25 protein-coding genes are annotated in these 22,999 nt (G+C 68.9%); 11 read left to right on the forward strand and 14 right to left on the reverse strand.

What is annotated here, in order from left to right; all coding sequences use genetic code 11:
* Nucleotides 1-23 precede the first annotated feature (23 nt).
* Genes AC3EF3_RS15360 through AC3EF3_RS15375 form a run of 4 tightly spaced genes read right to left on the reverse strand, consistent with a single transcriptional unit; the run spans nucleotide 24 to nucleotide 4,694 of the window.
* Complete coding sequence (locus AC3EF3_RS15360) at nucleotides 24-1,190, reverse strand: BMP family ABC transporter substrate-binding protein (protein WP_488533014.1); 1,167 nt, start codon at nucleotides 1,188-1,190, stop codon at nucleotides 24-26.
* Between the two features lie 39 nt (nucleotides 1,191-1,229).
* Nucleotides 1,230-2,150: an ABC transporter permease gene (locus AC3EF3_RS15365; protein WP_488533015.1), complete on the reverse strand. Its 921-nt coding sequence runs from the start codon at nucleotides 2,148-2,150 to the stop codon at nucleotides 1,230-1,232.
* Nucleotides 2,129-3,193, reverse strand: coding sequence for an ABC transporter permease (locus tag AC3EF3_RS15370; protein WP_488533016.1), 1,065 nt, complete (start codon nucleotides 3,191-3,193; stop codon nucleotides 2,129-2,131). The genes AC3EF3_RS15365 and AC3EF3_RS15370 overlap by 22 nt, the downstream gene beginning before the upstream one ends.
* Nucleotides 3,180-4,694 (reverse strand): ABC transporter ATP-binding protein, encoded by a 1,515-nt coding sequence (locus AC3EF3_RS15375; RefSeq protein ID WP_488533017.1) that lies wholly within the window; start codon nucleotides 4,692-4,694, stop codon nucleotides 3,180-3,182. The genes AC3EF3_RS15370 and AC3EF3_RS15375 overlap by 14 nt, the downstream gene beginning before the upstream one ends.
* A gap of 55 nt (nucleotides 4,695-4,749) precedes the next feature.
* Here AC3EF3_RS15375 and xdhA point away from each other — a divergent pair, with 55 nt between their 5' ends.
* Together xdhA and xdhB are read left to right on the forward strand one after the other, a co-directional pair.
* Complete coding sequence (gene xdhA, locus AC3EF3_RS15380) at nucleotides 4,750-6,213, forward strand: xanthine dehydrogenase small subunit (protein WP_488533018.1); 1,464 nt, start codon at nucleotides 4,750-4,752, stop codon at nucleotides 6,211-6,213.
* Nucleotides 6,210-8,612 (forward strand): xanthine dehydrogenase molybdopterin binding subunit, encoded by a 2,403-nt coding sequence (gene xdhB / locus AC3EF3_RS15385; RefSeq protein WP_488533019.1) that lies wholly within the window; start codon nucleotides 6,210-6,212, stop codon nucleotides 8,610-8,612. Before xdhA ends, xdhB begins: the two co-directional genes overlap by 4 nt.
* 7 nt (nucleotides 8,613-8,619) lie before the next feature.
* Here the strand turns inward: xdhB and AC3EF3_RS15390 are convergent, their stop codons facing one another.
* Nucleotides 8,620-9,192 (reverse strand): GAF domain-containing protein, encoded by a 573-nt coding sequence (locus tag AC3EF3_RS15390; RefSeq protein WP_488533020.1) that lies wholly within the window; start codon nucleotides 9,190-9,192, stop codon nucleotides 8,620-8,622.
* Nucleotides 9,193-9,281: 89 nt separating this feature from the next.
* Here AC3EF3_RS15390 and AC3EF3_RS15395 point away from each other — a divergent pair, with 89 nt between their 5' ends.
* Entirely contained in the window at nucleotides 9,282-9,767 is a 486-nt protein-coding gene (locus AC3EF3_RS15395; RefSeq protein ID WP_488533021.1) for a DUF456 domain-containing protein, read from the forward strand.
* A gap of 11 nt (nucleotides 9,768-9,778) precedes the next feature.
* Here the strand turns inward: AC3EF3_RS15395 and AC3EF3_RS15400 are convergent, their stop codons facing one another.
* On the reverse strand, nucleotides 9,779-9,940 hold the full coding sequence (locus AC3EF3_RS15400; RefSeq protein ID WP_488533022.1) for a hypothetical protein: 162 nt from the start codon (nucleotides 9,938-9,940) through the stop codon (nucleotides 9,779-9,781).
* Between the two features lie 196 nt (nucleotides 9,941-10,136).
* Between AC3EF3_RS15400 and AC3EF3_RS15405 the strand changes: the two genes are divergently transcribed.
* Together AC3EF3_RS15405 and AC3EF3_RS15410 are read left to right on the forward strand one after the other, a co-directional pair.
* A complete protein-coding gene (locus tag AC3EF3_RS15405; protein ID WP_488533809.1) occupies nucleotides 10,137-10,793 on the forward strand; it encodes an AzlC family ABC transporter permease in 657 nt (218 codons plus the stop codon).
* Nucleotides 10,790-11,119, forward strand: a complete 330-nt coding sequence (locus AC3EF3_RS15410) for an AzlD domain-containing protein (protein WP_488533023.1) — start codon at nucleotides 10,790-10,792, stop codon at nucleotides 11,117-11,119. Before AC3EF3_RS15405 ends, AC3EF3_RS15410 begins: the two co-directional genes overlap by 4 nt.
* On the opposite strand, the gene AC3EF3_RS15415 is transcribed toward AC3EF3_RS15410, so the two are convergent.
* From AC3EF3_RS15415 to AC3EF3_RS15425, 3 genes are read right to left on the reverse strand one after another with little or no spacing between them, the layout of a single operon-like run.
* The gene (locus AC3EF3_RS15415) at nucleotides 11,085-11,948 is read right to left on the reverse strand and encodes a citryl-CoA lyase (RefSeq protein ID WP_488533024.1); all 864 of its coding nucleotides are present in this window, start codon (nucleotides 11,946-11,948) and stop codon (nucleotides 11,085-11,087) included. The two genes, AC3EF3_RS15410 and AC3EF3_RS15415, sit on opposite strands and share 35 nt — an antisense overlap.
* Nucleotides 11,945-13,144 carry a CaiB/BaiF CoA transferase family protein gene (locus AC3EF3_RS15420; RefSeq protein WP_488533025.1) on the reverse strand — a complete coding sequence of 400 codons (1,200 nt, stop codon included), beginning with the start codon at nucleotides 13,142-13,144 and terminating at the stop codon, nucleotides 11,945-11,947. The genes AC3EF3_RS15415 and AC3EF3_RS15420 overlap by 4 nt, the downstream gene beginning before the upstream one ends.
* Nucleotides 13,144-14,124, reverse strand: a complete 981-nt coding sequence (locus AC3EF3_RS15425; protein WP_488533026.1) for a Bug family tripartite tricarboxylate transporter substrate binding protein — start codon at nucleotides 14,122-14,124, stop codon at nucleotides 13,144-13,146. Before AC3EF3_RS15425 ends, AC3EF3_RS15420 begins: the two co-directional genes overlap by 1 nt.
* A 103-nt stretch (nucleotides 14,125-14,227) precedes the next feature.
* Here AC3EF3_RS15425 and AC3EF3_RS15430 point away from each other — a divergent pair, with 103 nt between their 5' ends.
* Genes AC3EF3_RS15430 through AC3EF3_RS15440 form a run of 3 tightly spaced genes read left to right on the forward strand, consistent with a single transcriptional unit; the run spans nucleotide 14,228 to nucleotide 16,420 of the window.
* Nucleotides 14,228-14,950 (forward strand): IclR family transcriptional regulator, encoded by a 723-nt coding sequence (locus AC3EF3_RS15430; RefSeq protein ID WP_488533027.1) that lies wholly within the window; start codon nucleotides 14,228-14,230, stop codon nucleotides 14,948-14,950.
* 38 nt (nucleotides 14,951-14,988) lie between these two features.
* The gene (locus AC3EF3_RS15435) at nucleotides 14,989-15,834 is read left to right on the forward strand and encodes a YihY family inner membrane protein (RefSeq protein ID WP_488533028.1); all 846 of its coding nucleotides are present in this window, start codon (nucleotides 14,989-14,991) and stop codon (nucleotides 15,832-15,834) included.
* Nucleotides 15,835-15,868: 34 nt separating this feature from the next.
* Entirely contained in the window at nucleotides 15,869-16,420 is a 552-nt protein-coding gene (locus tag AC3EF3_RS15440; RefSeq protein WP_488533029.1) for a DUF1439 domain-containing protein, read from the forward strand.
* Between the two features lie 17 nt (nucleotides 16,421-16,437).
* Here the strand turns inward: AC3EF3_RS15440 and AC3EF3_RS15445 are convergent, their stop codons facing one another.
* Complete coding sequence (locus AC3EF3_RS15445) at nucleotides 16,438-17,133, reverse strand: haloacid dehalogenase type II (RefSeq protein WP_488533030.1); 696 nt, start codon at nucleotides 17,131-17,133, stop codon at nucleotides 16,438-16,440.
* 122 nt (nucleotides 17,134-17,255) lie between these two features.
* On the opposite strand from AC3EF3_RS15445, the gene AC3EF3_RS15450 reads away from it, so the two are divergent.
* Entirely contained in the window at nucleotides 17,256-17,735 is a 480-nt protein-coding gene (locus AC3EF3_RS15450) for a VOC family protein (RefSeq protein ID WP_488533031.1), read from the forward strand.
* A gap of 8 nt (nucleotides 17,736-17,743) precedes the next feature.
* Here the strand turns inward: AC3EF3_RS15450 and AC3EF3_RS15455 are convergent, their stop codons facing one another.
* From AC3EF3_RS15455 to AC3EF3_RS15470, 4 genes are all read right to left on the reverse strand, one after another.
* Nucleotides 17,744-18,643, reverse strand: a complete 900-nt coding sequence (locus AC3EF3_RS15455; RefSeq protein ID WP_488533032.1) for a GNAT family N-acetyltransferase — start codon at nucleotides 18,641-18,643, stop codon at nucleotides 17,744-17,746.
* Between the two features lie 66 nt (nucleotides 18,644-18,709).
* Complete coding sequence (locus tag AC3EF3_RS15460) at nucleotides 18,710-20,275, reverse strand: cation:proton antiporter (RefSeq protein WP_488533033.1); 1,566 nt, start codon at nucleotides 20,273-20,275, stop codon at nucleotides 18,710-18,712.
* Between the two features lie 26 nt (nucleotides 20,276-20,301).
* On the reverse strand, nucleotides 20,302-20,466 hold the full coding sequence (locus AC3EF3_RS15465) for a hypothetical protein (RefSeq protein ID WP_488533034.1): 165 nt from the start codon (nucleotides 20,464-20,466) through the stop codon (nucleotides 20,302-20,304).
* 21 nt (nucleotides 20,467-20,487) lie between these two features.
* The gene (locus AC3EF3_RS15470) at nucleotides 20,488-22,014 is read right to left on the reverse strand and encodes a tripartite tricarboxylate transporter permease (RefSeq protein ID WP_488533035.1); all 1,527 of its coding nucleotides are present in this window, start codon (nucleotides 22,012-22,014) and stop codon (nucleotides 20,488-20,490) included.
* A 179-nt stretch (nucleotides 22,015-22,193) separates the two neighbouring features.
* Here AC3EF3_RS15470 and arfB point away from each other — a divergent pair, with 179 nt between their 5' ends.
* Nucleotides 22,194-22,592, forward strand: coding sequence for an alternative ribosome rescue aminoacyl-tRNA hydrolase ArfB (arfB, locus tag AC3EF3_RS15475; RefSeq protein ID WP_488533036.1), 399 nt, complete (start codon nucleotides 22,194-22,196; stop codon nucleotides 22,590-22,592).
* Complete coding sequence (locus AC3EF3_RS15480; RefSeq protein ID WP_488533037.1) at nucleotides 22,589-22,996, forward strand: septal ring lytic transglycosylase RlpA family protein; 408 nt, start codon at nucleotides 22,589-22,591, stop codon at nucleotides 22,994-22,996. Before arfB ends, AC3EF3_RS15480 begins: the two co-directional genes overlap by 4 nt.
* Nucleotides 22,997-22,999: the final 3 nt, after the last annotated feature.

The raw sequence follows: 22,999 nt of genomic DNA on the forward strand, positions 1-22,999 counted from the left end.
TCGCAGTTGCCTTGCGTTCGTGATTACTTCTTCTCGCCGCCGGGCACCTTGCCTTCGACGCCCTTGACGAAGAAGTTGATGCCGCCCAGCCATTCGTCGTCGGCGACCTTGTCCTTCTCGAGCACGACCTTGCCGGCGTTGTCGGTGATCGGGCCCTTCCAGATCACGAAGCTGCCGTCCTTGAGGCCGGCCTTGACCTTCTCGAGGTTCTGCTTCGCTTCATCCGGCACGTCGGCCGCGACCGAGACGAAATCGATCGCACCTTCCTTGACGCCCCACCAGATCTTGGTGGGCGAGGTCTTCCAGCTGCCGTCGAGCACCGACTTCACCGTGGAGATGTAGTACGGGCCCCAGTTGATGATGGCCGAACCCAGGTGCGCCTTCGGGCCGTAGCTGGACATGTCGCTGTCCCAGCCGAACGCGCGCTTGCCGAGCTTTTCCGCCGTCTGCAGCACGGCCGACGAATCGGTGTTCTGCATCAGCACGTCGGCGCCGCCGTTGATCAGCGACGTGGCCGCGTCGGTTTCCTTCGGCGGATTGAACCAGTCACCCACCCACACCACGCGCGTCTTGACCTTGGGGTTGACCGACTGCGCGCCCAGCGTGAAGCTGTTGATGTTGCGCACGACCTCCGGGATCGGGATCGAGCCGACCACGCCCAGCACGTTGGTCTTGGTCATCTTGCCCGCGATCACGCCGGCCATGTACGCACCTTCGTACGTGCGGCTGTCGTAGGCGCGCATGTTCTCGGCGCTCTTGTAGCCGGTGGCATGCTCGAACTTCACCTGGGGGGTGTCCTTGGCCACCTTCAGCATCGGCTCCATGTAGCCGAACGTGGTGCCGAAGATCAGCTTGTTGCCCTGCCCCACCATGTCGCGGAAGACGCGCTCGGCGTCCGCCGCCTCGGGCACCTTCTCGACGAAGCTGGTCTGCACCTTGTCGCCGAATTCCTTCTCGACCGCCTTGCGCCCGTTGTCGTGCGCGAAGGTCCAGCCGCCGTCGCCCACCGGGCCGACGTAGGCGAACGCGATCTTGAGCGGCTCGGCCTTCGGTGCGGCGGCGGAAGCGGCGGGCGCCGCAGCGGTGGGAGCCGGCGCGGGGGCCTCGCTCTTGCTGCAGCCGACCAGCGCGCCCGCGGCGAGTGCCGACAGGGCCGCGAGTTTCAGCATCGATCGTTTCTTCAGGTCCATGAGTGCTTCTTCTCCGGGAGGTAGATGCGTAGGCGGCGATTATGAGCCGGGATAGAACGGTTTTCCAAGCGAGGCCGGCATGTTGATGCGGATCCACGCCGGGTTGCGCGAGATCAGCGCCAGCACGACGATGGTCGCGACGTAGGGCAGCATGGTGAGGAACTGGCTGGCGATGTCCACGCCCGTGCCCTGCAGATGGAACTGCAGCATCGTCACGCCGCCGAAGAGGTAGGCGCCGAGCAGCACGCGCAGCGGCCGCCAGGTGCCGAAGGTGGTCAGCGCCAGCGCGATCCAGCCCTTGCCCGCGACCATGCCCTCGACCCACAGCGGCGTGTAGATCACCGACAGGTACGCGCCGGCCAGGCCGCACAGCGCACCGCCCGCGACCACGGCCGCGAAGCGGATCCAGCGCACCGGGTAGCCGAGCGCGTGCGCCGACGAGGGCGATTCGCCCAGCGAGCGCAGCACCAGCCCGGCGCGCGAACGGTCGAGGAACCAGACCAGCGCGACGACCAGCGCGATCGCGAAGTACACCATCGGGTGCTGGCGGAACAGCGCCGGGCCGACCAGCGGGATGTCGGCAAGGAACGGGATGTCGAAGTGCGGGCGCTCGGGCAGTTTCTCCTGCACGTACTTGATGCCCGCGAACGCCGAAAAGCCCGCGCCGAACAGGCTGAGGGCGAGGCCGGTCGCGTATTGGTTCGTGTTGAGCCAGATGACGAGCACGGCAAATGCTGCAGCAAGGACCGCGCCAGCGGCCATGCCGGCCGCAAATCCGAGCCAGTCGTTGCCCGTGTGCACCACGGTCGCGAAACCGGCAATGGCGGCGCACAGCATCATGCCCTCGGCGCCGAGGTTGACGATGCCGGCCTTCTCGTTGACCAACAGGCCGAGCGCGGCCAGGGCGAGCACCGTGCCGGCGTTGAGGGTGGCGGCGATCAGGAGGGCGTACGCGTCCATTTCACTCGATAGGCAATCAAGGTGTCGCAGGCCAGCAGCGTGAACAGCAGCAGGCCCTGGAACACGCCGGTCAGGGACTTCGGCAGGCCCAGGCGCGACTGCGCCAGCTCGCCGCCGATGTAGAACATGCTCATGAGGATCGCGGAGAACACGGTGCCGACCGGGTGCAGCCGCCCCACGAAGGTCACGATGATCGCGGCGAAGCCGTAGCCCTCGGGCACATAAGGCGTGAGCTGGCCGATCGGGCCCGCCACCTGCAGGGCGCCGGCCAGCCCCGCGGCGCCGCCGGACACGAGCAGCGCCGTCCACAGCGCGCGGCGCGAGGAGAAGCCCGCGTAGCGCGCGGCGTGCGGCGCCAGGCCCCCGACCTGCTGCGCGAAACCGGCGCGCGTCCGGAACAGGAAGACCCACATCGCCGCCACGCCGACGAGCGCGATCACGAGCCCGATGCTCACGCGCGAGCCGGGCATCAGGCGCGGAATCTGAGTCACCGCCTCGAAGGTCTTGCTCTGCGGGAAGTTGTAGCCCTGCGGGTCCTTCCACGGGCCGAACACCATGTAATTGAGCAGCTGCTCGGCGACGTACACCAGCATCAGGCTGACGAGGATCTCGTTGGCGTTGAACCGGTCGCGCAGGAAGGCGACGATGCCCGCCCACACCATGCCGCCGGCGATGCCCGCGAGCACGATCGCGACGACGATCAGGCGCGTCGTCTCCTTGCCGGCCATCAGCGCCACACCGCCCGCGAAAACGGCGCCGATCACGTACTGGCCTTCGGCGCCGATGTTCCACACGTTGGAGCGGAAGCACACCGCCAGCCCCAGCGCGATGACCAGCAGCGGCGTCACCTTCACCATCAGCTCGCCGATCGCGTAGGACGACTTGACCGGCTCCCAGAAGAACACCTGCAGCCCGCGCACCGGGTCCTTGCCCAGGGCCGCGAACAGCACGATGCCGATGACCACCGTGAGCGCGAGCGCCAGCAGGGGCGACGCGATGCTCCAGAAGCGCGAAGGCTCCGGCCGCGGCTCAAGCCTCAGCATGCTGCGCTTCCCACAAGCCGCTCATCCACTCGCCGATGCGCTGGACCGTCGCCTCGCGCCGCGCGATCGGCGGCGACAGGCGGCCCTTCGCGATCACGTACAGGCGGTCGCAGATCTCGAACAGCTCCTCGAGTTCCTCGCTGACCACCAGCACGGCGCAGCCCGCATCGCGCAGGGCCAGCAGCTCGCCGCGGATCTGCGCCGCGGCACCGACGTCCACGCCCCAGGTCGGCTGGGAAACGATCAGGAGCCTGGGCTTGGCGTCGATCTCGCGCCCGACGATGAACTTCTGCAGGTTGCCGCCCGAGAGCGACTGCGCCGCCGCATTCGGCCCGCCCGCCTTCACGTTGAAGCGCGCGATGATGTCCTGCGCCTGCTGCCTGAGCGCCTTCACGTCGATCCAGCCGCTCGCGTGCACGGCCTCCGTGCGCGTGAGCATCAGGTTGTGCGCGAGCGGCAGGGTCGGTACCGCGCCGCGCCCGAGCCGCTCCTCGGGCACGAAATGCAGGCCGAGCGCGCGGCGCTGCGCGGGGCCCATGCGGCCGGCGGGCTTGCCGAACACCTGGATCGCCTCGGCGGGCGCGCGCGCGTCCTCGCCGGACAGGGCGAGCAGCAGCTCCTGCTGGCCGTTCCCGGAGACGCCCGCGATGCCCACGACCTCGCCCGCGCGCACCTCCATCGAGAGGCCCTCGAGGTCCACGCCGAACTGGTCGGCACTTTTCAGGCGCAGGTCGTTCACGCGCAGCACCGGCTCGCCCGGCTGGCGGTCATGATGTTCCAGCGCCGGCGGCTCGGCGCCGATCATCAGGCGCGACAGCGACGCGTTGGTTTCGCGGCGGGGGTCGCACTCGCCGGTGACCCTGCCACCGCGCATGACGGTGCAGGCCGAGCACAGCTCGCGGATCTCGTGCAGCTTGTGGCTGATGTAGAGGATGGAGCAGCCTTGCGAGGCCAGCTTCTTCAGCACGGCGAAGAGCTTCTCCACCGCCTGCGGCGTCAGCACCGAGGTCGGCTCGTCGAGGATCAACAGCTGCGGGTTCGTGAGCAGCGCGCGGATGATCTCCACCCGCTGCATCTCGCCCACCGACAGCGTGTGCACATGGCGCGAGGGGTTCACGTCCAGGCCGTATTCGGCGGCCTTGGCCTCGATGTCGCGCGTGACCTGCGCGAGGGTGAGCGTCTTCTGCAGGCCCAGCCACACGTTCTCGGCCACCGTCAGCGTGTCGAACAGGCTGAAATGCTGGAACACCATGCTGATGCCCAGCGCCCTCGCCTCGTGCGGGTTGCGCACCGCGACCGGCTGGCCGTTGAAGCGGATGGTGCCGGCGTCGGGTTTCACCGCGCCGTAGATGATCTTCATCAGCGTCGATTTGCCGGCGCCGTTCTCACCCAGCACGGCATGCGTTTCGCCGGGCAGCACCGTGAGCGACACGCCGTCGTTCGCGACGACGGCGGGATAACGCTTCGTGATGTGCTCCAGCTCCAGGCGGGGCGTGCTCAACCGCTCTTCTCCTTCTCGTGCATGGCCCGATTTTCGACCATACTGGCATCGCAACATGGAAACCCGAACGATCCGCTTCATCCGCCGCGGCGCAGTCGTGGCGCTGCCCAATGTACCACCCGACCGCACGCTGCTCGAGGTGCTGCGCGAGGACCTGGGGTGCACCGGCACCAAGGAAGGCTGCGGCGAAGGCGATTGCGGCGCCTGCACCGTGGTGCTGGGCGAGGCGAGCGACGACGGCGCGCGCGTCGAGTACCGGGCGATCGACAGCTGCATCCGCCTCGCGCACTCCGTCGACGGCCTCGCGCTCTGGACGGTGGAGGACATCGCCAACCGCGACGGCTCGCTGCATCCCGCGCAGGAGGCGATGGTCGCCTGCCACGGCTCGCAATGCGGCTTCTGCACTCCGGGGTTCGTGATGAGCCTGTTCGGGATGTACCAGAACCACGTGCGCCGCGGCGAAACCATCACGCGCGAGCTGGCGCAGGAGGAACTTTCGGGGAACCTGTGCCGCTGCACCGGCTACCGGCCGATCCTGGATGCGGCGCAGACGATGAAGCATTGGCCGGCCGATGCGATCGACGAGGGCGCGCTGCTGGCACAGCTCCAGCGGGTGCGAAGGCCCGGCGCAGACAGGGACGACTCTTACCTGCTTCCCGCCACCTTGTCCGAGCTTCTCGAATTGCGCGCCGGGCATCCGCACGCCCAGATCGTCGCCGGTTGCACCGACGTGGGGCTGTGGGTCACCAAGATGCACCAGCGCCTGCCGCAGGTGCTGGACGTCACGCGCGTGGCCGAACTGCGCCGCCTCGAGCGCCATGACGACTACCTCGCCATCGGCGCGGCCGTGACGCTGCAGGATGCCTATGCGGCGCTCGTCGACGAGCGGCCGCAGCTCAAGGCCTTCGCCGCCCGCTTCGCCGGCCTGCCGGTGCGCAATGCCGGCACGCTGGGCGGCAACGTCGCGAACGGCTCGCCCATCGGCGATTCGATGCCGCTGTTGATCGCGCTGGGCGCGCATGTGGTGCTGCAGAGCGTGCGCGGCCAGCGCGAGATGCCGGTCGAGGATTTCTACACCGGTTACCGCCAGAACGTGCTCGCGCCCGACGAGGTGCTGGCGTGGATCAAGGTGCCCCGTCCCGCCATGGGCGAGTTCCTGCGCGTCTACAAGGTGTCCAAGCGCTTCGACGACGACATCAGCGCCGTGTGCCTGGCGATCCATCTGCAACTGGAAAACGACAGGATCGCACGCATCTCCATCGGAGCCGGCGGGGTCGCCCCCGTCCCGGCGCGCGCGAAGCAGACGGAATCCCTTTCTGTGGGCAAGCAGTGGTCGCAAGCCACGGCGATGGCCATGGCACGCGAACTGCGCACCGAGTTCTCGCCCATCTCCGACATGCGCGCATCGTCCGCGTACCGCCGCGAGGTGCTGGGCAACCTGGTGCAGCGGTTCTGGCTCGAGAGCCAGGGGCTCGACCACCTCAACCTGGAGCAGTTCGTGCTCGAGGAGCCGGCATGAACGTGCGCGACAAGAACGCCAGCGAGTTCACATCGGCCACGGGCGGCGGGCCCGCGGGGGCGGCCGATGCGGGCGAGCGCAACCTGGCGCCCGCCACCGTGTCGCCGCACGCACCGGCGCGGCATGTGCCCGCGATGGCCGCGCCGGTCGCGCACGAAAGCGCGCGCGCACACGTGATGGGCACGGCCACCTACATCGACGACATCGCCGAGATCAAGGGCACGCTGCACGCCGCGCCGGTGATGTCCCAGGTGGCGCACGGCAAGTTGCGCAGCGTCGACGTGCGCGCGGCGCTCGCGATGCCGGGCGTGCGCGACGTCGTGCTCGCGCGCGACATCCCGGGCGACCCGTTCCTTGCCACTTTCGTGCACGACGAACCCATCCTCGCGGTGGACGAGGTGAACCATGTCGGACAGGTGATCGGCATCGTCGTGGCCGAGACCGTGATGGATGCGCGCCGCGCCGCGCGCAAGGTCCAGGTGGAGATCGAGCCGCTGCCCGCGATCCTCTCGCCGCGCGAGGCGCATGCGAAGCAAAGCTATGTGCTGCCGCCGGTCACGGTGCGGCGCGGCGACCCGGACGCGGCGCTCGCGGCATCGCCGCGGCGTCTGACAGGCCAGCTCGAGGTCGGCGGCCAGGAGCATTTCTACCTCGAGGGCCAGGTCGCGTACGCGCTCCCGCAGGAGCAAGCCGGCTGGCACATCCATTCCAGCACGCAGCATCCCGGCGAGGTGCAGCACTGGGTGGCGCACGCCCTAGGCATCGAGAACAACGCCGTCACCGTGGAATGCCGGCGCATGGGCGGCGGCTTCGGCGGCAAGGAGACGCAGGCCGGCCATCTCGCCGTGTGGGCCGCGCTCGCCGCGAAGAAGTGCGGGCGGCCGGTAAAGATGCGGCTGGACCGCGACGACGACTTCCTGGTCACCGGCAAGCGGCATCCCTTTGCCTACGACTGGGAAGCGGGCTTCGACGACACGGGCCGCATCACCGCGCTCAAGCTCACGATGATGGCCAACTGCGGCTTCTCGGCCGACCTGTCGGGGCCCGTCGCGGACCGCGCCGTCTTCCACACCGACAACGCGTACTTTTTGTCAGATGTGGAGATCGTCTCCTGCCGCTGCAAGACCAACATCCAGAGCCACACGGCTTTCCGCGGCTTCGGCGGCCCGCAGGGCGTGATCCTGATCGAAGCGATCCTGGCCGACATCGCGTGTGCGCTCGGCATGGACCCGCTGGACGTGCGCAAGCGCAACCTCTACGGCGTCGAGGAGCGCAACGTCACGCACTACCGGATGAAGGTCGAGGACAACATCCTCGAGCCGCTCATTTCCAACCTCGAAGCGCATTCGCACTATCGTGCGCGACGCGAGCGGATCGCGCAGTGGAACGCGGCCAGCCCGGTCATCAAGCGCGGTCTCGCGATCACGCCGGTGAAGTTCGGCATCAGCTTCACGGCGACCTTCTTCAACCAGGCGGGCGCGCTGGTGCACGTGTATACCGACGGCAGCGTGCAGGTGAACCACGGCGGCACCGAGATGGGCCAGGGCCTGAACACCAAGATCGCGCAGGTCGTGGCGGACGAGCTGGGCGTGCCGTTCGAGCGGGTGCGTTCCACCGCGGCCGATACCAGCAAGGTGCCGAATGCATCGGCCACCGCGGCATCGAGCGGCACCGACCTCAACGGCCGCGCCGCCCAGTACGCCGCGCGCAACGTGCGCGACAACCTCGCCGCTTTCGTCTCGGGCCTCGACCACTGCGGCGCCGGCGCGGTGCGCTTCGCGGGCGGCCAGGTGATCTCGCCGACGACGACGCGCTCCTTCGACGAGGTGGTGAAGGCCGCCTACGCCAACCGCATCCAGCTGTGGAGCGACGGCTTCTACCGCACACCCAAGATCCACTACGACAAGGCGACGCTGACGGGCCGGCCGTTCTATTACTTCGCCTATGGCGCGGCCTGCAGCGAGGTCGCGATCGACACGCTCACCGGCGAGTCGCGCGTGCTGAAAGTGGACATCCTGCACGACGTCGGCACCTCGGTGAACCCGGCCATCGACATCGGCCAGATCGAAGGCGGCTTCATCCAGGGCGTGGGCTGGCTCACCACCGAGCAGCTCGTGTGGAACGACAAGGGCCTGCTCACCACGCACGCGCCGAGCACGTACAAGATTCCCGCGACCGGCGACGTGCCCGCGCATTTCGAGATCCGCCTGTGGCCCGAGGCGAACCGCGAGGACAACGTGGGCGGCAGCAAGGCCGTCGGCGAGCCGCCGTTCATGCTCGCGATCAGCGTGTGGGAGGCGATCCGCGACGCGGTCGCCCAGGCGCGTGGAGATGGCGCGCCGGTGGCGATGGATGCGCCGGCGACGCCGGAGAACGTGCTGAAGTCGCTGCGGGCCTGAGCCCCGGCTACCTGGCGTTCGCCACCTTGCGGGCACGCAGTGGCGTGGTCGCGAGCAGCGCCGCGGACCTTTGCTCGGCCCATTCCGGCAAGTTCGGCGCACCGAAGAATTGCCCGATCACGGCCGACAACTCGACGCAGTAGCGGCGGGCCGCCTCGAGCTCCAGGGGTGTGGGCGCGAAGCGATGGGCGGACAGCGCCGAGATCATTCCGACCAGCCCGCCGTCGGGCGCGAGCAGCGGACACGACAGGACGGTCTTGAACGGGACGGTCGCCGCGAAATCCCTGTACGGCGCGAACTCCGCGTCGACACCGACGTCCGGAATGTAGATCGGTGCGCGATCGCGCGCGGCCCGCCCGCACACGCTGCCCGACTTCACGGACACGCGCCGGAAGGTCTCCAGGAACTCGCGGCTCACGCCGCGTGCCTCCACGATGACCAGGTCTTCGTCACGGCCGACCAGTTGCACGTCGCCCATCTCGGCGCCGTGCAGCGCGACGAAATCGCGCAGCGCCACTTTCAGCGCTTCCGCCAGGTCGCGGGCCACCACCAACCGGGACAGCATGGGTTCAATGAGCATGGCGGATTGTAGGGGTGGCCCTGCGGCTGAGCAGCGGGCGATCCCACATGCGCGCACTGCACGCGTCAGATGGCATGATTCGGGCCGCAGTGAACGACACCCTCCTCTGGTTCCTCAGCATCGCGCTGATGATCGCCGGTCTGGCCGGCATCGTGCTGCCCGCGTTGCCGGGCCCCCTCCTCGTCTTCGCCGGCATCGCGCTCGCCGCCTGGATCGACGACTTCCAGCGCGTCGGCGCCTGGGCCCTGGGGGCCGTCGCCGTGTTGACCGTGCTGGCGCTGCTGATGGACTATGTCGCCGCGATGCTGGGCGCCCGGCGTGCCGGCGCCAGCCGGCAGGCGGTGGCCGGTGCCGCGCTCGGCACCGTGGCGGGCATCTTCATGGGGCTGGTCGGCGTCCTCTTCATGCCGCTGGTGGGCGCCGCCGTGGGCGAGTTCGTCGCGCGCCGCCACCATGGCCAGGCCCTTCGCGTCGGCATCGCCACCTGGCTGGGGCTGCTGGCCGGAATGCTGGCGAAATTCGTCCTGGCCTTCATGATGATCGGCATCTTCGTCGCTGCCCTGCTGATCCCGTGAGGAGCAGGTCGTCAGCGGCTTGTCCGTTCCGCCGGGCGCTCCTGGGTATCCTCCTGCTCGCCGGCCTTGGCGGCTTTCTTCTGGTTGCGCATCTGCAGCGCTGCTTGCGCGCGTTGCTGCTGGATGGGCTGCCGTCGCTTGCTGTTGTCGGCGTAGCGTGTGCGTTTGCTCATGGGAGCGATCCTTTCCGGTGGATGAGGCCATGCTATGACGCGCGGGTGCGCGGGCTGGCTGGGCAATGAACTGTTTCGAAGGCTCGACAGGGGAGAAGCGTTGTCTCTGAGATCCTGTGCCGCAACATGGCGCGCCGAGGCGCTGGCCATCGCACGCCGGCCCCTGGTTCGCGAAGGAGCCCGCGATGCCGTGCCGATGGCGATCGGCATCGCCGCGTGGGGCGTCGTCGCCGGCGTCGCCATGGCGAAGAGCGGGATGGGCGTGCCGCTCGCCGTCTTCATGTCCCTGCTGGTGTACGCCGGCTCCGCCCAGATCGCGTCGTTGCCGCTGATCGCGGCGGATGCGCCGATGTGGGTGGTCTGGGCCACCACGCTGTGCGTCAGCCTGCGGTTCATGGCGTTCAGCTTCCACTACCGCCCCTACTTCGCCCACCTGCCGCGGCCGAAGCGCATCGCGCTCAGTTACCTGACGGGCGACACGAACTTCGCGCTGTTCATCCGGCGTTTTCCCGAGCACGCGCCCGGCCACGCGCACGAGGATTACTTCCTGGGCAGCGCCCTGGTGACCTACGGTGTGTGGCAGCTGTCCATCATCACCGGGATCGTCGCAGGCCACGGCATCCCGGCCTCGTGGGGCCTCGGCTTCGCGGGAACGATGGCGCTGCTGGCGCTGACCTGCACGCAACTGCGCAACCCGTCGAGCTGGGTGGCCGCCGTCGTGGCGGCCTGCGCGGCGGTGGCGGCCTACGCACTCCCGCTGAAGTTGAACATCGTCGTCGCGATCGCGGCGGCGGTGGCGGTGGGCGTGCTGGTCGATCATGCGCGCGCCGCTGGCGCGGGAGACAGGCCGTGAACCCGTGGGAGATCTTCTTCACCGCGCTCGGCATGGCCGTCATCACGCTGCTGTGCCGCTCGTTCTTCCTGCTGCCGAAGCAGGACCTGCCGATGCCGCGCTGGCTGCGCGAGGGGCTTCGCTATGCGCCCACCGCGGCCCTGGCCGCGGTCGTGGCCCCGGAACTGGTGATCACACAGGGCCACTTGATCGACACCTGGCGCGACGCACGGATCTTCGGCGCCCTCGCGGGCCTGGCGTTCTACGTCTGGCGAGGCAGCCTGTTCGGCACGATCGTCTGCGGGACCGGCGTCATGCTGGCCTTGCGGTTCGGGCTGGGGTGGTAGGCACGGGTCTTTCGGGCGGCCCGTCGTAGGTCCAGAGGTACTGCCGCGGGATCGGCCCCTTGTTGCGGCCTCCCTGTTGCATCTGCTCCCACGCGTGCGCGAGGATGCCGACCGAGCGCGAGAGGCAGAAAAGACCTCGTGCCAGCGGCGCGGGAAACCCGAGCTCGGCGTAGATCACGGCCGTCGCACCGTCGATGTTCATGGGAATCCGTTTGCCGCCCTTGCGCTGTGCGAGCGCCGCCTCCACGGCCCGGCCGATCCGGGCATAGCGTCCGCTGACCGAGCCCGCCGCCGCCGCCTGGTCCACGAGTTCCAGCAGGCGCGGGGCGCGCGGGTCCACCGGATGGAAGCGGTGCCCGAACCCGGAGACGAACTTGCCGTGGCTTTCGATCGCCTCGTCGAGCCCGGCGCTCACGGCGGCCTCGATGCATTCGCCTGCGTCCAGGCGCGCCGCGATGGACTGGTAGAGATCCACCGCCTGCTCGCCGGCGCCTCCATGCACGTCGCCCAGCACATTCACGGCCGAGGCCATCGCGTTGTTCAGGCCGACGCCGCAGGTGCTGGCCATCCGCGAGATCGCGATGCTGGGCGCCTGCGGACCGTGGTCGACGGCCGCCATCAGCGCGGCATCGAGCAGGAAGGCCTGCTCGTCGGTCGGCAGGTCGCCGCGGGTCATGAGCCAGATCATGTGCGCCAGGCTGACGCGGCCGATCAGTTGCTCGATCGGATATCCGCGGTAGCGAATCACGCCGGGTGCCATGTCGATGATCGACGTGCGCCACCAGTCGCTCACGGCCTGCCCGGCGCTTGCGGTGTTCTGCGTGCTCATACGACTTTCTGCTCCTTGAGCGACTGCACGGTCGCCGCCTCGAAGCCCAGTTCCTCGAGGATCGCCTCCGTGTGCTCGCCGAGTTGCGGCGGCGGGCGCTGCACCTCGGGTGCCTGTCCATTCAGCTTGAATCCCGTGCGCACGATCCGCACGTCGCGCCCGACGCCCGGCACGTCGCGGTACGTGGCGACCATTCCCCGGTCGGCGACCTGCGGATGCCGCAGGGCCTGCGGCACCGTGTACACGGGACCGGCCGGCACGCCCGCCGCATTCAGGTGCTGCCACCATTCCTCGGTGGAGCGGGTGGAGAGCGCCTCTTCGAGCAGCGCCTTCAGTTCGTCGCGATGTTGCAGGCGCGAGTGGCGGTCGGCGAAATGCGGGTGGCCAATCCACTCGGGCCGGCCGACGACGCGGCAGACTTCCTCGAACTGCTCCTGCTTGTTCGCCGCGATGTTGATCAGGCCGTCGCCGGTGCGGAATGCGCCCGAGGGGCTGGCGGTGACGTTGTCGTTGCCCATGGGCTGGGGCTCGCGCCCGGCCACCAGGAAATTGGAGACCGCCCAGCCCATGGTCGCCATCGTCGCTTCGAGCATGGACACGTCGATGAACACCGGCTCGGTGCGATCGCGGTCGGCCAGGGCAGCGGCGATCGCGAACGCCGCCGTCATGCCGCCGATGGTGTCCGAGACGGGATAGCCCACGCGAAGCGGCGCGGCCTCGGGGCTGCCGGTGATGCTCATCACGCCGGACATGCCCTGGATGATCTGGTCGTAGGCGGGCAGGTCGCGCAGCGGGCCGTCCTGGCCGAAGCCGGAAATCGCGCAGTAGACGAGCGTGGGGTTCTCCTGACGCAAGGCTTCGAAGCCCACGCCCAGCCGGTCCATCACGCCCGGGCGGAAGTTCTCCACCACCACGTGCGCAGTGCGCACCAGGCGGCGGAAGACCTCCTTGCCGGCTGCGCTCTTGAGGTTCAGCGTCAGCGAACGCTTGCCCGGGTTCTGCGCGAGGAACGACACGCCCATGTTCGCGCGACTGAGTTCCACGTCGGCGCCCAGCTGGCGCGCGAGGTCGCCTCCTGCGAGCGATTCGACCTTGATGACGTCGGCGCCCATGTGCGCCAGCTGATGGCAGCAGAACGGGCCGGCGAGCACGTTCGTGAGGTCCAGCACGCGTATGGCGCGCAGTGGGGCTCCCATCAGTCCACCTTGACCTTCGCCTCGCGCACGACGGCGGCCCAGCGCTGCTGTTCGTTCTTCAGGAGCTGGGCGGCCTGCTGGGGGCTGCCGGAGCCGGGCAAGCTGCCTTCGGCGAGCAGTTGCGAGATCGTTTCGGGTTTCGCGAGCACCTTCTGCACTTCGGCGTCCAGGCGGTTCACGATGTCTGCGGGTGTGCCGGCCGGCGCGACGAGCATCTTCCAGTCGCTGGTCTCGAATCCCTTGTACCCCGATTCCGCGATCGTGGGGGTGTCGGGCAGGATCGGAAGGCGCTTATTCGAACTCACCGCCAGGGCCCGCAGCTTGCCCGCCTTGACGAAGCCTGCGACCGCCTGCGGCGTGGCGAAGTAGTAGGTCACCTGGCCGCCGAGCAGGTCGGTCGTCGCCGGGCCTGCGCCCTTGTAGGGGACATGGACATGCTGGAAGCCCGCTTGCCTGGCAAACAGCTCACCGGTCAGGTGCCCCACCGTGCCGCTGCCTGCCGAAGCCATGGTCAGCGACCCGGGCTTCAGCCTGGCCGCCGCGACGAGCTCCGAGAGGGTCCTGTAGGGCGCATCGGCACGAACGACGAGCACCACAGGCTGGGTCGCCACCACGGCAACCGGCACGAAATCCTTGCGTGCGTCGTACGGCATCTTCGGATAGAGCCCGGGATTGATCGCGAGGTTGGCCGTCTGGCCCATGCCCAGCGTGGACCCGTCGGCCTTGCTCTTCGCCACGGCATCCATGCCGATATTTCCGCCCGCACCGGCCTTGTTGTCGACCACGATGTTCCAGCCGGTCGCGATGCGGATCTTGTCGGCCAGCAGGCGCGACACCGTGTCGGTGCCGCCGCCCGGCGGGAAGGGAACGATCAACTTGATGGGTTCGCTGCCATACCGCGCCTGCGCGAGGGAAGCGACAGGTGCCGCGGCGCAGGCGACCAGGGTGCACAGGGCCGCGCGGCGGCGGAGCGGATTCATGGGTTTGTCTCCAGGTTCGGGGCTTGCTTGATCGGCATCATTCTGTAGAATAGAATGATGTTCTGAAAATGATAGGTGGGCGCGGTGGCGCCGTCAAGACTGCATGCCGAAAAGAGCCCTCGAGCCGTCGATCGCCGACGAGAATTCCGCGCCGGGCGGCGTTGCGGCCGTGGACCGGGCGCTGTCGCTGCTGGCCGCGTTCCGCGCCGGCGAGGCCGCGCTGACGCTCGGGGAGCTCGCGGATCGCAGCAGGCTCTACAAGAGCACGGTCCTGCGCCTGCTCGCTTCGCTAGAACACGCGCACCTCGTCGTGCGCAAGGCGGATGGCCAGTACGCACTGGGCCCGGAAGTGGCCCGGCTCAATGCCGTCTACACGCGCTCGTTCTCGATGGAATCGGAGGTCGTGCCCGTCTTGCGCGACCTCGTGGCCAGGACGCGGGAAAGCGCCGCATTCCACGTGCGGCAGGGCGAGGATCGCCTTTGCCTCTACCGCGTCGACTCGCCGCATCTCGTGCGCGACCACACCAAGGCAGGCGACCTGCTGCCCCTGGACCGCGGTGCCGGTGGCCGCGTGCTCAGCGCGTTCGGTGGGGCGAAGGGGGCGACGTACGAAGCGATCCGCCGGCAGGGCTACGCCGAACTCGATGGCGACCGGGTGCGGGACCTGAGCGGGATCTCCGCGCCCGTATTCGGCCCCGGCGGGCAACTCGCGGGGGCGGTCACGCTCACGATGCCGACGTCCCGCAAGCGGCCCCAGTTCGTGCAGGCCGTGCGCAAGGCGGCGGCCGACCTGACTCGCCGGCTCGGCGGGCACGCCCCCGCCTGAAGTCCGGCCGGGGCCGGGGCGCGGCTATATTGCCTGCCGTGGCCCATACCAACCGGAACCAGGGCGGCCTGGTCAGCCTGATCGTCCGGCGCAGCCGGGAAGAACGCCTCGCGCAGTCGGCGGGCGCCCTCGCCTTCACGACGGCGCTGTCGCTGGTGCCGCTGCTGGCGGTGAGCTTCGCGCTGTTCGCGCGCATCCCGGCCTTGCGCGCTCTCGGTGACGCGATCCGCGACCACCTGCTGCGCGGCCTGCTGCCGGCCGACATCACCAAGGCCGTCCTGAAGTACCTGGCGCAGTTCACGGGCAATGCCAGCGGGCTCACGCTCGCGGGTTTCGCGGCGCTGCTGGTGTCGGCCCTGGCGCTGCTCCTGGGTGTGGAGAGCACGCTCAACCGGATCTGGCAGGCCAGGAAGCCGCGCCCGGTCCTGCGGCGCCTGGCCCTGTACCTTGCGATGCTGCTCGCGGGCCCCATGATCATCGGCGCGAGCCTGTGGGCCACCTCCTATCTGCTGGCGGCGTCCGGTGCGCTCGTGACGACGCGACCCGCCTGGGTGCCGCATGCGCTGAACCTGGGGCCCGTGGTGCTGGGCGCCGCCGGCTTCAGCTGCCTGTTCCGCTTCGTGCCGCACACCGCCGTGCGCTGGCGCAATGCGATCGCAGGCGGCCTGCTCGCCGGCATCGCCTTCGAGTTCGGCAAGCGCGGCTTCGCGATCTACCTCGCCAACGTGCCCACCTACCGCACGGTCTACGGCGCTTTCGCACCCCTGCTGGCCTTCCTGCTCTGGGTGTACTACTCGTGGTTCATCACCTTGGCCGCGGCGCTGGTCGGCGCCAGCTTGCCGCGCGCGCAGGCGCAGGGCGGGCGCCGGCTGTCGCGGGCCTAGTGCAGCTGGCCGCCTCCACTGCGCACAATGGGCCATGCATCGACGCCTCCTGATCGCGGCACTGGCGTGCTGGCCCGCTGCGCGCGTGCTGGCCGACGACGAAGCCGGCATCCCCCACCAGAAGATTTCCGCGGACGAGCTCCGCAAGGCGATGGCGGCCCGGTTCCCGGTGCGCTTTGCCTTGCCGGGCCTGCTGGACGTGCAGGTGGATGCGCCTCGCCTGCAGCTGCTGCCGGCGCGCCAGCGCCTCGGCGCCACCGTTCCCACCCGGATGAGCGACCTTTCGACCAGGCGCCTTCTTGCTTTCGAAATCGATCTGGCGTTTGCCGTGCGCTATGAGCCGGCCGACCAGACGCTGCGCGCCCACGAGATCGAGATCCTGGGGGTGCGCTCGCCCGGCCTTCCGCAGGAAGCCGGCCAGCAGTGGCAGGCGCTGCTGGACAGCGTCGTGCGCGGCGCGGTGGCCGAGGTCGTCCTGCACCGGTTCTCCCGCAACGAGCTTGCAGTGCCCGATTCGCTCGGTTTCCAGCCGCAGAAGATCACCGTGGAGGACGACGGGGTGGTGATCTGGTTCGGTGCGAAGTAGCGCCGGCCGCCGGGCCCTCAACAACCCAGCCGGCTGGCGATCTCCAGCAGGTCGCGACCATGCAGGTCGTTCTCCGCGCGCGGGCTGACGTCCTTCGGCTGCGCCGGCCCGAACTCCAAGGGCCGCTCCACGTACGCCGTCCGCAGCCCGCAGGCGCGCGCGCCGGCCAGGTCGTCGTGGTGGGCCGCCACCAGCATCACGCGCTCCGGCGGCACATCGAACACGCGCGCCACGCCGAGATAGGTGGCCGGGTCCGGCTTGTACGCCCTGAACACTTCGGCGGAGAGCACACAGTCCCACGGCAGGCCGGCGCGCCTGGCCATGCGCGTGAGCAGGCCGATGTTGCCGTTGGACAAGGTGCAGACGATGTACTTCCGCTTCAGCCGCTGCAAGGCTTCGACGGAATCGGGCCAGGGATCGAGCCGGTGCCACACGCGATTGAGATGCCGCCGATCCCGTTCGTCGAGGTGCGCCAGCCCGAACTGCGGCAGGATCCCGTCGAGGATCATGCGGTGCAGGTCGTCGATCAAGGTCCAGCCCAGCTCGCCCGACATCACGCGCGCCATCGCGGGCCGGTAGCCGGCACGCCACGCGAGGGCGAAGGCGTCGGCGTCGACCTGCGGGTGCAGCGACGCGATCTCGCGCGCGATGCTGCCATGCCAGTCGACGACCGTGCCGAAGACGTCGAACGCGAGGATTTCGACTTCAGTCATTGGGCCGGTGCATCCTATTGGTCCGTGAGCCCGGTCATCATCGAGCACGGGCCAGTGCGGGTCAACTTGATGGGCTGGCGGTCGGCTACGATGCCCGCACGTTCCTTGAACAGGAGAGCAATGTGCCCAGCAAGAACACGATCTGTCTCTGGTACGACGGCACGGCCCTGGAAGCCGCGCAGTTCTATGCCAAGACATTTCCCGACAGCGCCGTGACCGCCGTCCATCGCTCGCCCGGCGACTATCCCTCCGGCAAGCAAGGCGATGTGCTGACGGTCGAGTTCACCGTGATGGGCATTCCCTGCCTCGCCTTGAACGGCGGGCCGGCGTTCAAGCACAGCGAGGCTTTCTCGTTCCAGGTGGCGACGGACGACCAGGCCGAAACCGATCGCCTGTGGAATGCGATCGTCGGCAACGGCGGCCAGGCGAGCGCCTGCGGCTGGTGCAAGGACAAGTGGGGCTTGTCGTGGCAGATCACGCCACGCGCGCTCACGGCGGCGATCACCGATCCCGATCCCGCCGCGGCCAAGCGCGCCTTCGAGGCCATGATGGGGATGGGAAAGATCGACATCGCCGCGATCGAGGCGGCGCGCCGGGGCTGAAGCGAACGCTACATGAACCCGGGGTTGCGCGGCAGGTAGCGGGTCCAGTCGCCGAATTCCCGCTCCGACAGGAGCACCATCGGATACGTGATCCGCATGCGGTGTCTCGCCGCCATGCGCGCCGCCGCACTGACGCCGGGAACGAACGCCGACACCTGGCCAGCGCCCCTGGCGGCAGCCAGGCCCAGCGCCGTTCCGAACGCATCGTCCATGCGCTGCGCCGAGGCAACCGCGAGCGGACCCACATGGCCGGTCGCCGACGTGTAGCCATAACCGATGCATTCGCCCGCGTCGTGAAAGAGGACGCCGCGCATGCCGGCGTCGCCGAGCAGGAAACGATGATGCTTCTCGCGCGATACGCCCAACGTGGCGTGATCGAGCCGCACCAGTTCCGCAAGATGCGCTTCGGTGGGCTCCAGGCGCGTGGTGCGCAGTTCGTGCCCCGCTGCAAGGGACATCAGGTCCTCGCGCGGGGCACTGAAGAAATAGACCGGCATGCGCGGCTGCAATCCGTGGCGGATGTACAGCCCCTGCGACACGACGTTGAAGGTGAAGGTGATGAGGCTCCTGTTGGTGGCGCCTGCCTTCGTCGCGTGTTCGAAAGTCCGGGCGAGCAACGCGCTGCCCACCCCCTGCCCCTGCTGGCCCGGCGCGACGAAAAGCTCGGCCAGGAACCACAGCGAACCGCACACCCAGCTGAGGGCGAAGCCGACGATTTCCCCGTCGTCCTCGGCCACCCACACGCCGCCTGGATCGTCATCCAGGCTGAACGACTGAAACCCCGGCGGCCGCGAGCTGGCCATGGCCCCGAACCCGTGACGCACGGTCAGGTCATTGATGCTGCGCACGACGAGCTCTTGCGCTCGCTGCAGCTCGGCAGCGACGGCGGGACGAACGAGGACCGGCATGGACGTCCTTCGTGAAGTGGGTGGATGATGCACGGTGCGCCCCGGCCCCGCAACCGTCACGCGCGCTCAGGTCTCGTCCGCATTGGCGCCGCGCAGCGGATCGGAGACCTCCATGCCGTCCAGCTCGTTCTCGATGACGTGAAAGGCATCGTCGCCGATCTCGCCGCTGCTTCGCATCGCCAGCAGCGCGCCGCGCGCCGACTGCAACGCGGCTCCATACGCCGCCTCGTAGGCGCCGGTCGCGGGCTCCAGGCGGCCCGCGGTGGCGCTGGCCTCGGCCATGCGGATCTTGAAGTCCTTGCGGACGAGATCGACTGCGGCTGACGCGCCGCGGGGCAGCGCATCGAGCGCAGCCTCCAGCACCCGTCCGCGGGCGGTGCGCAACTCGCCGGCGACCGGGTCGCCGTCGTGCAGGTTCAGCGCGCGCAGCAGCGCCTTCAGCGTGAGCCCCTGGATCAGCAAGGTGCCGAGCACCACCGAGAACGCCACGAGCACGATGAGGTCGCGCGACGGAAAACCCGCCGGCAGCGCGATCGCCGCCGCGAGCGTGACGATGCCGCGCATGCCCGCCCAGGAAATCACCAGGCCGCTGCCGACCGTGGGCCGCAACATCGGCCGCGGCGGATGGAAACCGAAACGCCGGTGCTTCCATCGCACGACGGCGTTGAACGACATCTGCCAGGCGATGCGCACGACGATCACGGTGGCCAGCACGGCGGCGGCCACGACGACGTAGCGATCGCGTTCGGCAGGGGCCAGGTCCACCACGATGGGCCGGATCTGCAGTCCGATGAAGATGAACGCGAAGATGTTCAGCGCGAAGATCACCGTGGCCCAGACGGCGTTGGTGGGAATGCGGATGCGCGCCGGGATCTCGGCCGGCGCGGTGCGGGCCAGCGTCGCCGCGAAGCACACGGTGGTCAGCACGCCGGAGAGTCCCGCCTGCTCGGCGATCAGCCACACGGTGAAGGTGCCCACGAACTGCAGGATGATGGCCGTCGGCACATGCTGCACCCGGCTCAGCATGCGCTGCATCAGCCAGCCCAGCACCGGGCCGGCGACGAGACTGCCCAGCACCCCGAGCAGGAACGTCGGCGCGACGGATCGCACCGAGAAGCTGCCGGCCGCGACCGCGCCCACGGCCAGCCGATAGATCAGCAGCGCACTCGCATCGTTCAACAGGCTTTCGCCTTCGAGGATGGTGAGGATGCGGTGCGGTGGTTGCAGCGCCCGCAACACGGCGGTCGCGGCGACCGCATCGGGCGGCGCGACGATCGCCCCCAGCGCGACCGCCGCGGCCCACGGCATGTCGGGGATCAGCGCGTGGGCCACCACCGCGACGCAAGCCGTGGTCAGGCCCACCGCGATCACGACGAGCCCGGTGACCGGCGCCCAGTTGTCGCGCAGGTCGCGCAGGGACGCGTCGTACGCCGCATCCAGCAGGACGGGAGCGACGAACAGGGCCAGCACCAGTTCCGCCGGAAAGTCGAGGGTGGGCACGCCGGGCACGAACGCCAGCAGCGCGCCGCCCAGCGCGAGGAACACCGGATAGGGCGCGCCGACGCGCCGCGCCGCCGCGGCCAGCAGCATGGCGGCGGCGAACATCGCCAGGATCTGTTCGAGTGCCTGCATCCCGCGAAGTATGCAAGGGACTCAGGTCATGAATGGGCCGGTGGATCCGGTTCGGAGGTCGGCCAGGCGCCGGTTGCGAGGATTTCCAGGATGGCCTTGCGCACGAACGCCGCGAACCAGACGCCCGCGATGATCATCGCCACTTCCGTGAGGATCGCGACGTCCCGCGCCGACAGCAGGTCCAGGGCCATGCCTCGATTCTCCGGCCAACGTCAGCCCCCTGCGTCGCTCAAATGCGGGCGGGTTGCGGCGACGGGCGCGCCGCGGCGCACGGTCCGGATGAATTTGGTCAACTGCCACGCGATGAACAGCGCGACGATCCCCATCAGGGTGCCGCTGATGGGGCGCTCGACGAAGGTCCCGAAACTCCCGCGGCTGAGCAGCAGCGCGCGCCGGAAGTTCTCTTCCAGCATCGGCCCCAGGATGAATCCCAGCATCAGCGGCGCGGGCTCGAGATCGAGCCGCATCATGACGTAGCCCAGCAGGCCGAAGGTGGCGGTGATGAAGACGTCGTTGATGTTGTTGTTGACGCTGTAGGTGCCGATGCAGCAGAAGAACAGGATGCCGGGGAACAGGACGTTGTACGGCACCTTGAAGATCGACAGCAGGTAACGCACCAGCGGGACGTTCAGCACGACCAGGAAGCAGTTGCCGATCCACATGGAGGCGACCAGGCCCCAGAACAGGTCCGGGTGGCTGGCGATCATGTTCGGGCCGGGCTGGATGCCCTTGATGATGAACGCGGCCATCATCAGCGCCATCACGGCGTTCTCGGGGATGCCGATCGACATCAGCGGGATGAAGCTGGTGCGGGCCGCGGATTCGTCGGCCGCGGCCTGCCCGGCCACGCCCTCGATCGCGCCATGGCCGATCTCGTGCGCGTACTTGCTCGCCTTGCGCTCCATGGCATAGGCGGCGAACTGCGCGATCACGGTCCCGCCGCCCGGCAGGATGCCCATGAACGAGCCGACCATGCTGCCGCGCAGCGCACTGGGAATGATCCGCTTGAATTCGGCCCATGTGGGGATCAGGTGGATCGTGCCGCTGAACGGCGAGCGCTCTTCCCGGTTGTCCAGGTTCTTGGTGATCTCCGCGATGCCGAAGCAGCCGAGCGCGACGCTCACCACGCCCACGCCGTCGGCGAGGAACGGCATGTCCATCGTGTAGCGCTGCATGCCGCTGTTCACGTCGGTGCCGATCTGGCCGAGCAGCACGCCGATCAGGCACATCGAGAAGCCGTTGAGCAGCGAGCCCGTCGTGACGAAGCTCACGCACACGAATCCCACCACCATCAGCGCGCAGTAGTCGGCCGGGCCGAACAGGAACGCGATTTCCCCCAGTTTCGGCGCGAACCACGCGAGCACGACGATGGCCACCGTGCCGCCGATGAAGCTGGAGATGCCCGCGGTGAACAGGGCCAGGCCCGTCTTGCCCTTGAGCGTCATCTGGTAGCCGTCGATGCAGGCCACGATCGAGCTGGCGTGCGGGATCTTCATCGTGATCGCGCTGACGCTGTCGCCGTACTGGGCGCCGTAGTAGATGCCGGCCAGCATGATCAGCGCGCCGCCCGTGGGAATCGCGTAGGTGAGCGGCAGCAGGATGCTGATCGTCGCCAGCGGCCCCAGGCCCGGCAACAGCCCGACCAAGGTGCCGACCATGCAGCCGATGGCGCAGTACATCAGGTTGTGGAGCGTCAGCGCATGCGAGAAGCCGAACGCGAGGTTGTGGGTGACTTCCATGGTCGTGGCGCCCTGTCGAATTTGTCCAAATGTATTTTGGCAGCGGCGGCGCAGCGCGCATTCGGGGAACCGCGTACGACGCGTATCGCAATGCGATATTTGCAGGGATGACCGGGGCATGCTCCGCAGGAGGGTTCGGCACGGGGCGGCACGCCGATCGGGTAGGCTTGCGCCAGCCCATGCCGCCCCTCATCCGTCCCGAGGAAGTCGAGTTCACTGCCATGCGCGCCCAGGGCCCGGGCGGGCAGAACGTGAACAAGGTGTCCACGGCCGTCCACCTGCGCTACGACATCCGCGCCTCGTCGCTGCCGGCCGACGTGAAGGAGAGGCTGCTCGCCATGCCCGGCCGGCGCGTGACCAGGGAGGGCGTCCTCATCCTGAAGGCGCAGTCCGCTCGCAGCCAGGAACAGAACAAGGCCCTGGCCATGGCCCGCCTGGAGGAACTGGTCGCGCAGGCTTCGCAGACGCCCACCCTGCGGCGGCCGACCAGGCCGACTTACGGCTCGAAGCAGCGGCGCCTGCAGGGCAAGGCGATCCGCTCGCAGGTGAAGGCCGGGCGCGCGAGGGTGGACGAGTGAGGCTGCCGGGCTGCCTGCTGATCGTCCTCGCGAGCGTTCTCGCCGGCTGCTCCACGCGGCCGGATCTCGCTCGACCGAATCCGGATTCAGGCGCACCGATGCAGGCGCCCGGCGCCGAGCTCGGCCGCGGGAAGGCCTCCTGGTACGGGCCCGGCTTCGATGGCAAGCGCACGGCGAGCGGTGAGCGTTTCGACATGAACGCGCTGACCGCCGCTCACCGCACGCTTGCGTTCGGCACTCGTGTGCTGGTGCGCAACACGCAGAATGGGCGGGAGGTGCTCGTTCGCATCAACGACCGCGGCCCCCACACGCGTGGCCGCATCATCGACCTGAGCAAGGCCGCCGCCGAAGCGCTCGACCTGCTGCAGGCCGGCGAAGCCCCGGTCGTCCTCCTCGCACCCTGACGC

It is taken from the genome of Ramlibacter sp. GS1-15, assembly GCF_057785015.1.

Coding starts and splice junctions, on each gene's coding strand:
- AC3EF3_RS15360 (WP_488533014.1), bottom strand. CDS start 1,190: ATGGACCTGAAGAAACGATCGATGCTGAAACTCGCGGCCCTGTCGGCA.
- AC3EF3_RS15365 (WP_488533015.1), bottom strand. CDS start 2,150: ATGGACGCGTACGCCCTCCTGATCGCCGCCACCCTCAACGCCGGCACG.
- AC3EF3_RS15370 (WP_488533016.1), bottom strand. CDS start 3,193: ATGCTGAGGCTTGAGCCGCGGCCGGAGCCTTCGCGCTTCTGGAGCATC.
- xdhA (WP_488533018.1), top strand. CDS start 4,750: ATGGAAACCCGAACGATCCGCTTCATCCGCCGCGGCGCAGTCGTGGCG.
- xdhB (WP_488533019.1), top strand. CDS start 6,210: ATGAACGTGCGCGACAAGAACGCCAGCGAGTTCACATCGGCCACGGGC.
- AC3EF3_RS15390 (WP_488533020.1), bottom strand. CDS start 9,192: ATGCTCATTGAACCCATGCTGTCCCGGTTGGTGGTGGCCCGCGACCTG.
- AC3EF3_RS15400 (WP_488533022.1), bottom strand. CDS start 9,940: ATGAGCAAACGCACACGCTACGCCGACAACAGCAAGCGACGGCAGCCC.
- AC3EF3_RS15405 (WP_488533809.1), top strand. CDS start 10,137: ATGGCGATCGGCATCGCCGCGTGGGGCGTCGTCGCCGGCGTCGCCATG.
- AC3EF3_RS15415 (WP_488533024.1), bottom strand. CDS start 11,948: ATGAGCACGCAGAACACCGCAAGCGCCGGGCAGGCCGTGAGCGACTGG.
- AC3EF3_RS15420 (WP_488533025.1), bottom strand. CDS start 13,144: ATGGGAGCCCCACTGCGCGCCATACGCGTGCTGGACCTCACGAACGTG.
- AC3EF3_RS15425 (WP_488533026.1), bottom strand. CDS start 14,124: ATGAATCCGCTCCGCCGCCGCGCGGCCCTGTGCACCCTGGTCGCCTGC.
- AC3EF3_RS15430 (WP_488533027.1), top strand. CDS start 14,228: ATGCCGAAAAGAGCCCTCGAGCCGTCGATCGCCGACGAGAATTCCGCG.
- AC3EF3_RS15440 (WP_488533029.1), top strand. CDS start 15,869: ATGCATCGACGCCTCCTGATCGCGGCACTGGCGTGCTGGCCCGCTGCG.
- AC3EF3_RS15445 (WP_488533030.1), bottom strand. CDS start 17,133: ATGACTGAAGTCGAAATCCTCGCGTTCGACGTCTTCGGCACGGTCGTC.
- AC3EF3_RS15455 (WP_488533032.1), bottom strand. CDS start 18,643: ATGCCGGTCCTCGTTCGTCCCGCCGTCGCTGCCGAGCTGCAGCGAGCG.
- AC3EF3_RS15460 (WP_488533033.1), bottom strand. CDS start 20,275: ATGCAGGCACTCGAACAGATCCTGGCGATGTTCGCCGCCGCCATGCTG.
- AC3EF3_RS15465 (WP_488533034.1), bottom strand. CDS start 20,466: ATGGCCCTGGACCTGCTGTCGGCGCGGGACGTCGCGATCCTCACGGAA.
- AC3EF3_RS15470 (WP_488533035.1), bottom strand. CDS start 22,014: ATGGAAGTCACCCACAACCTCGCGTTCGGCTTCTCGCATGCGCTGACG.
- arfB (WP_488533036.1), top strand. CDS start 22,194: ATGCCGCCCCTCATCCGTCCCGAGGAAGTCGAGTTCACTGCCATGCGC.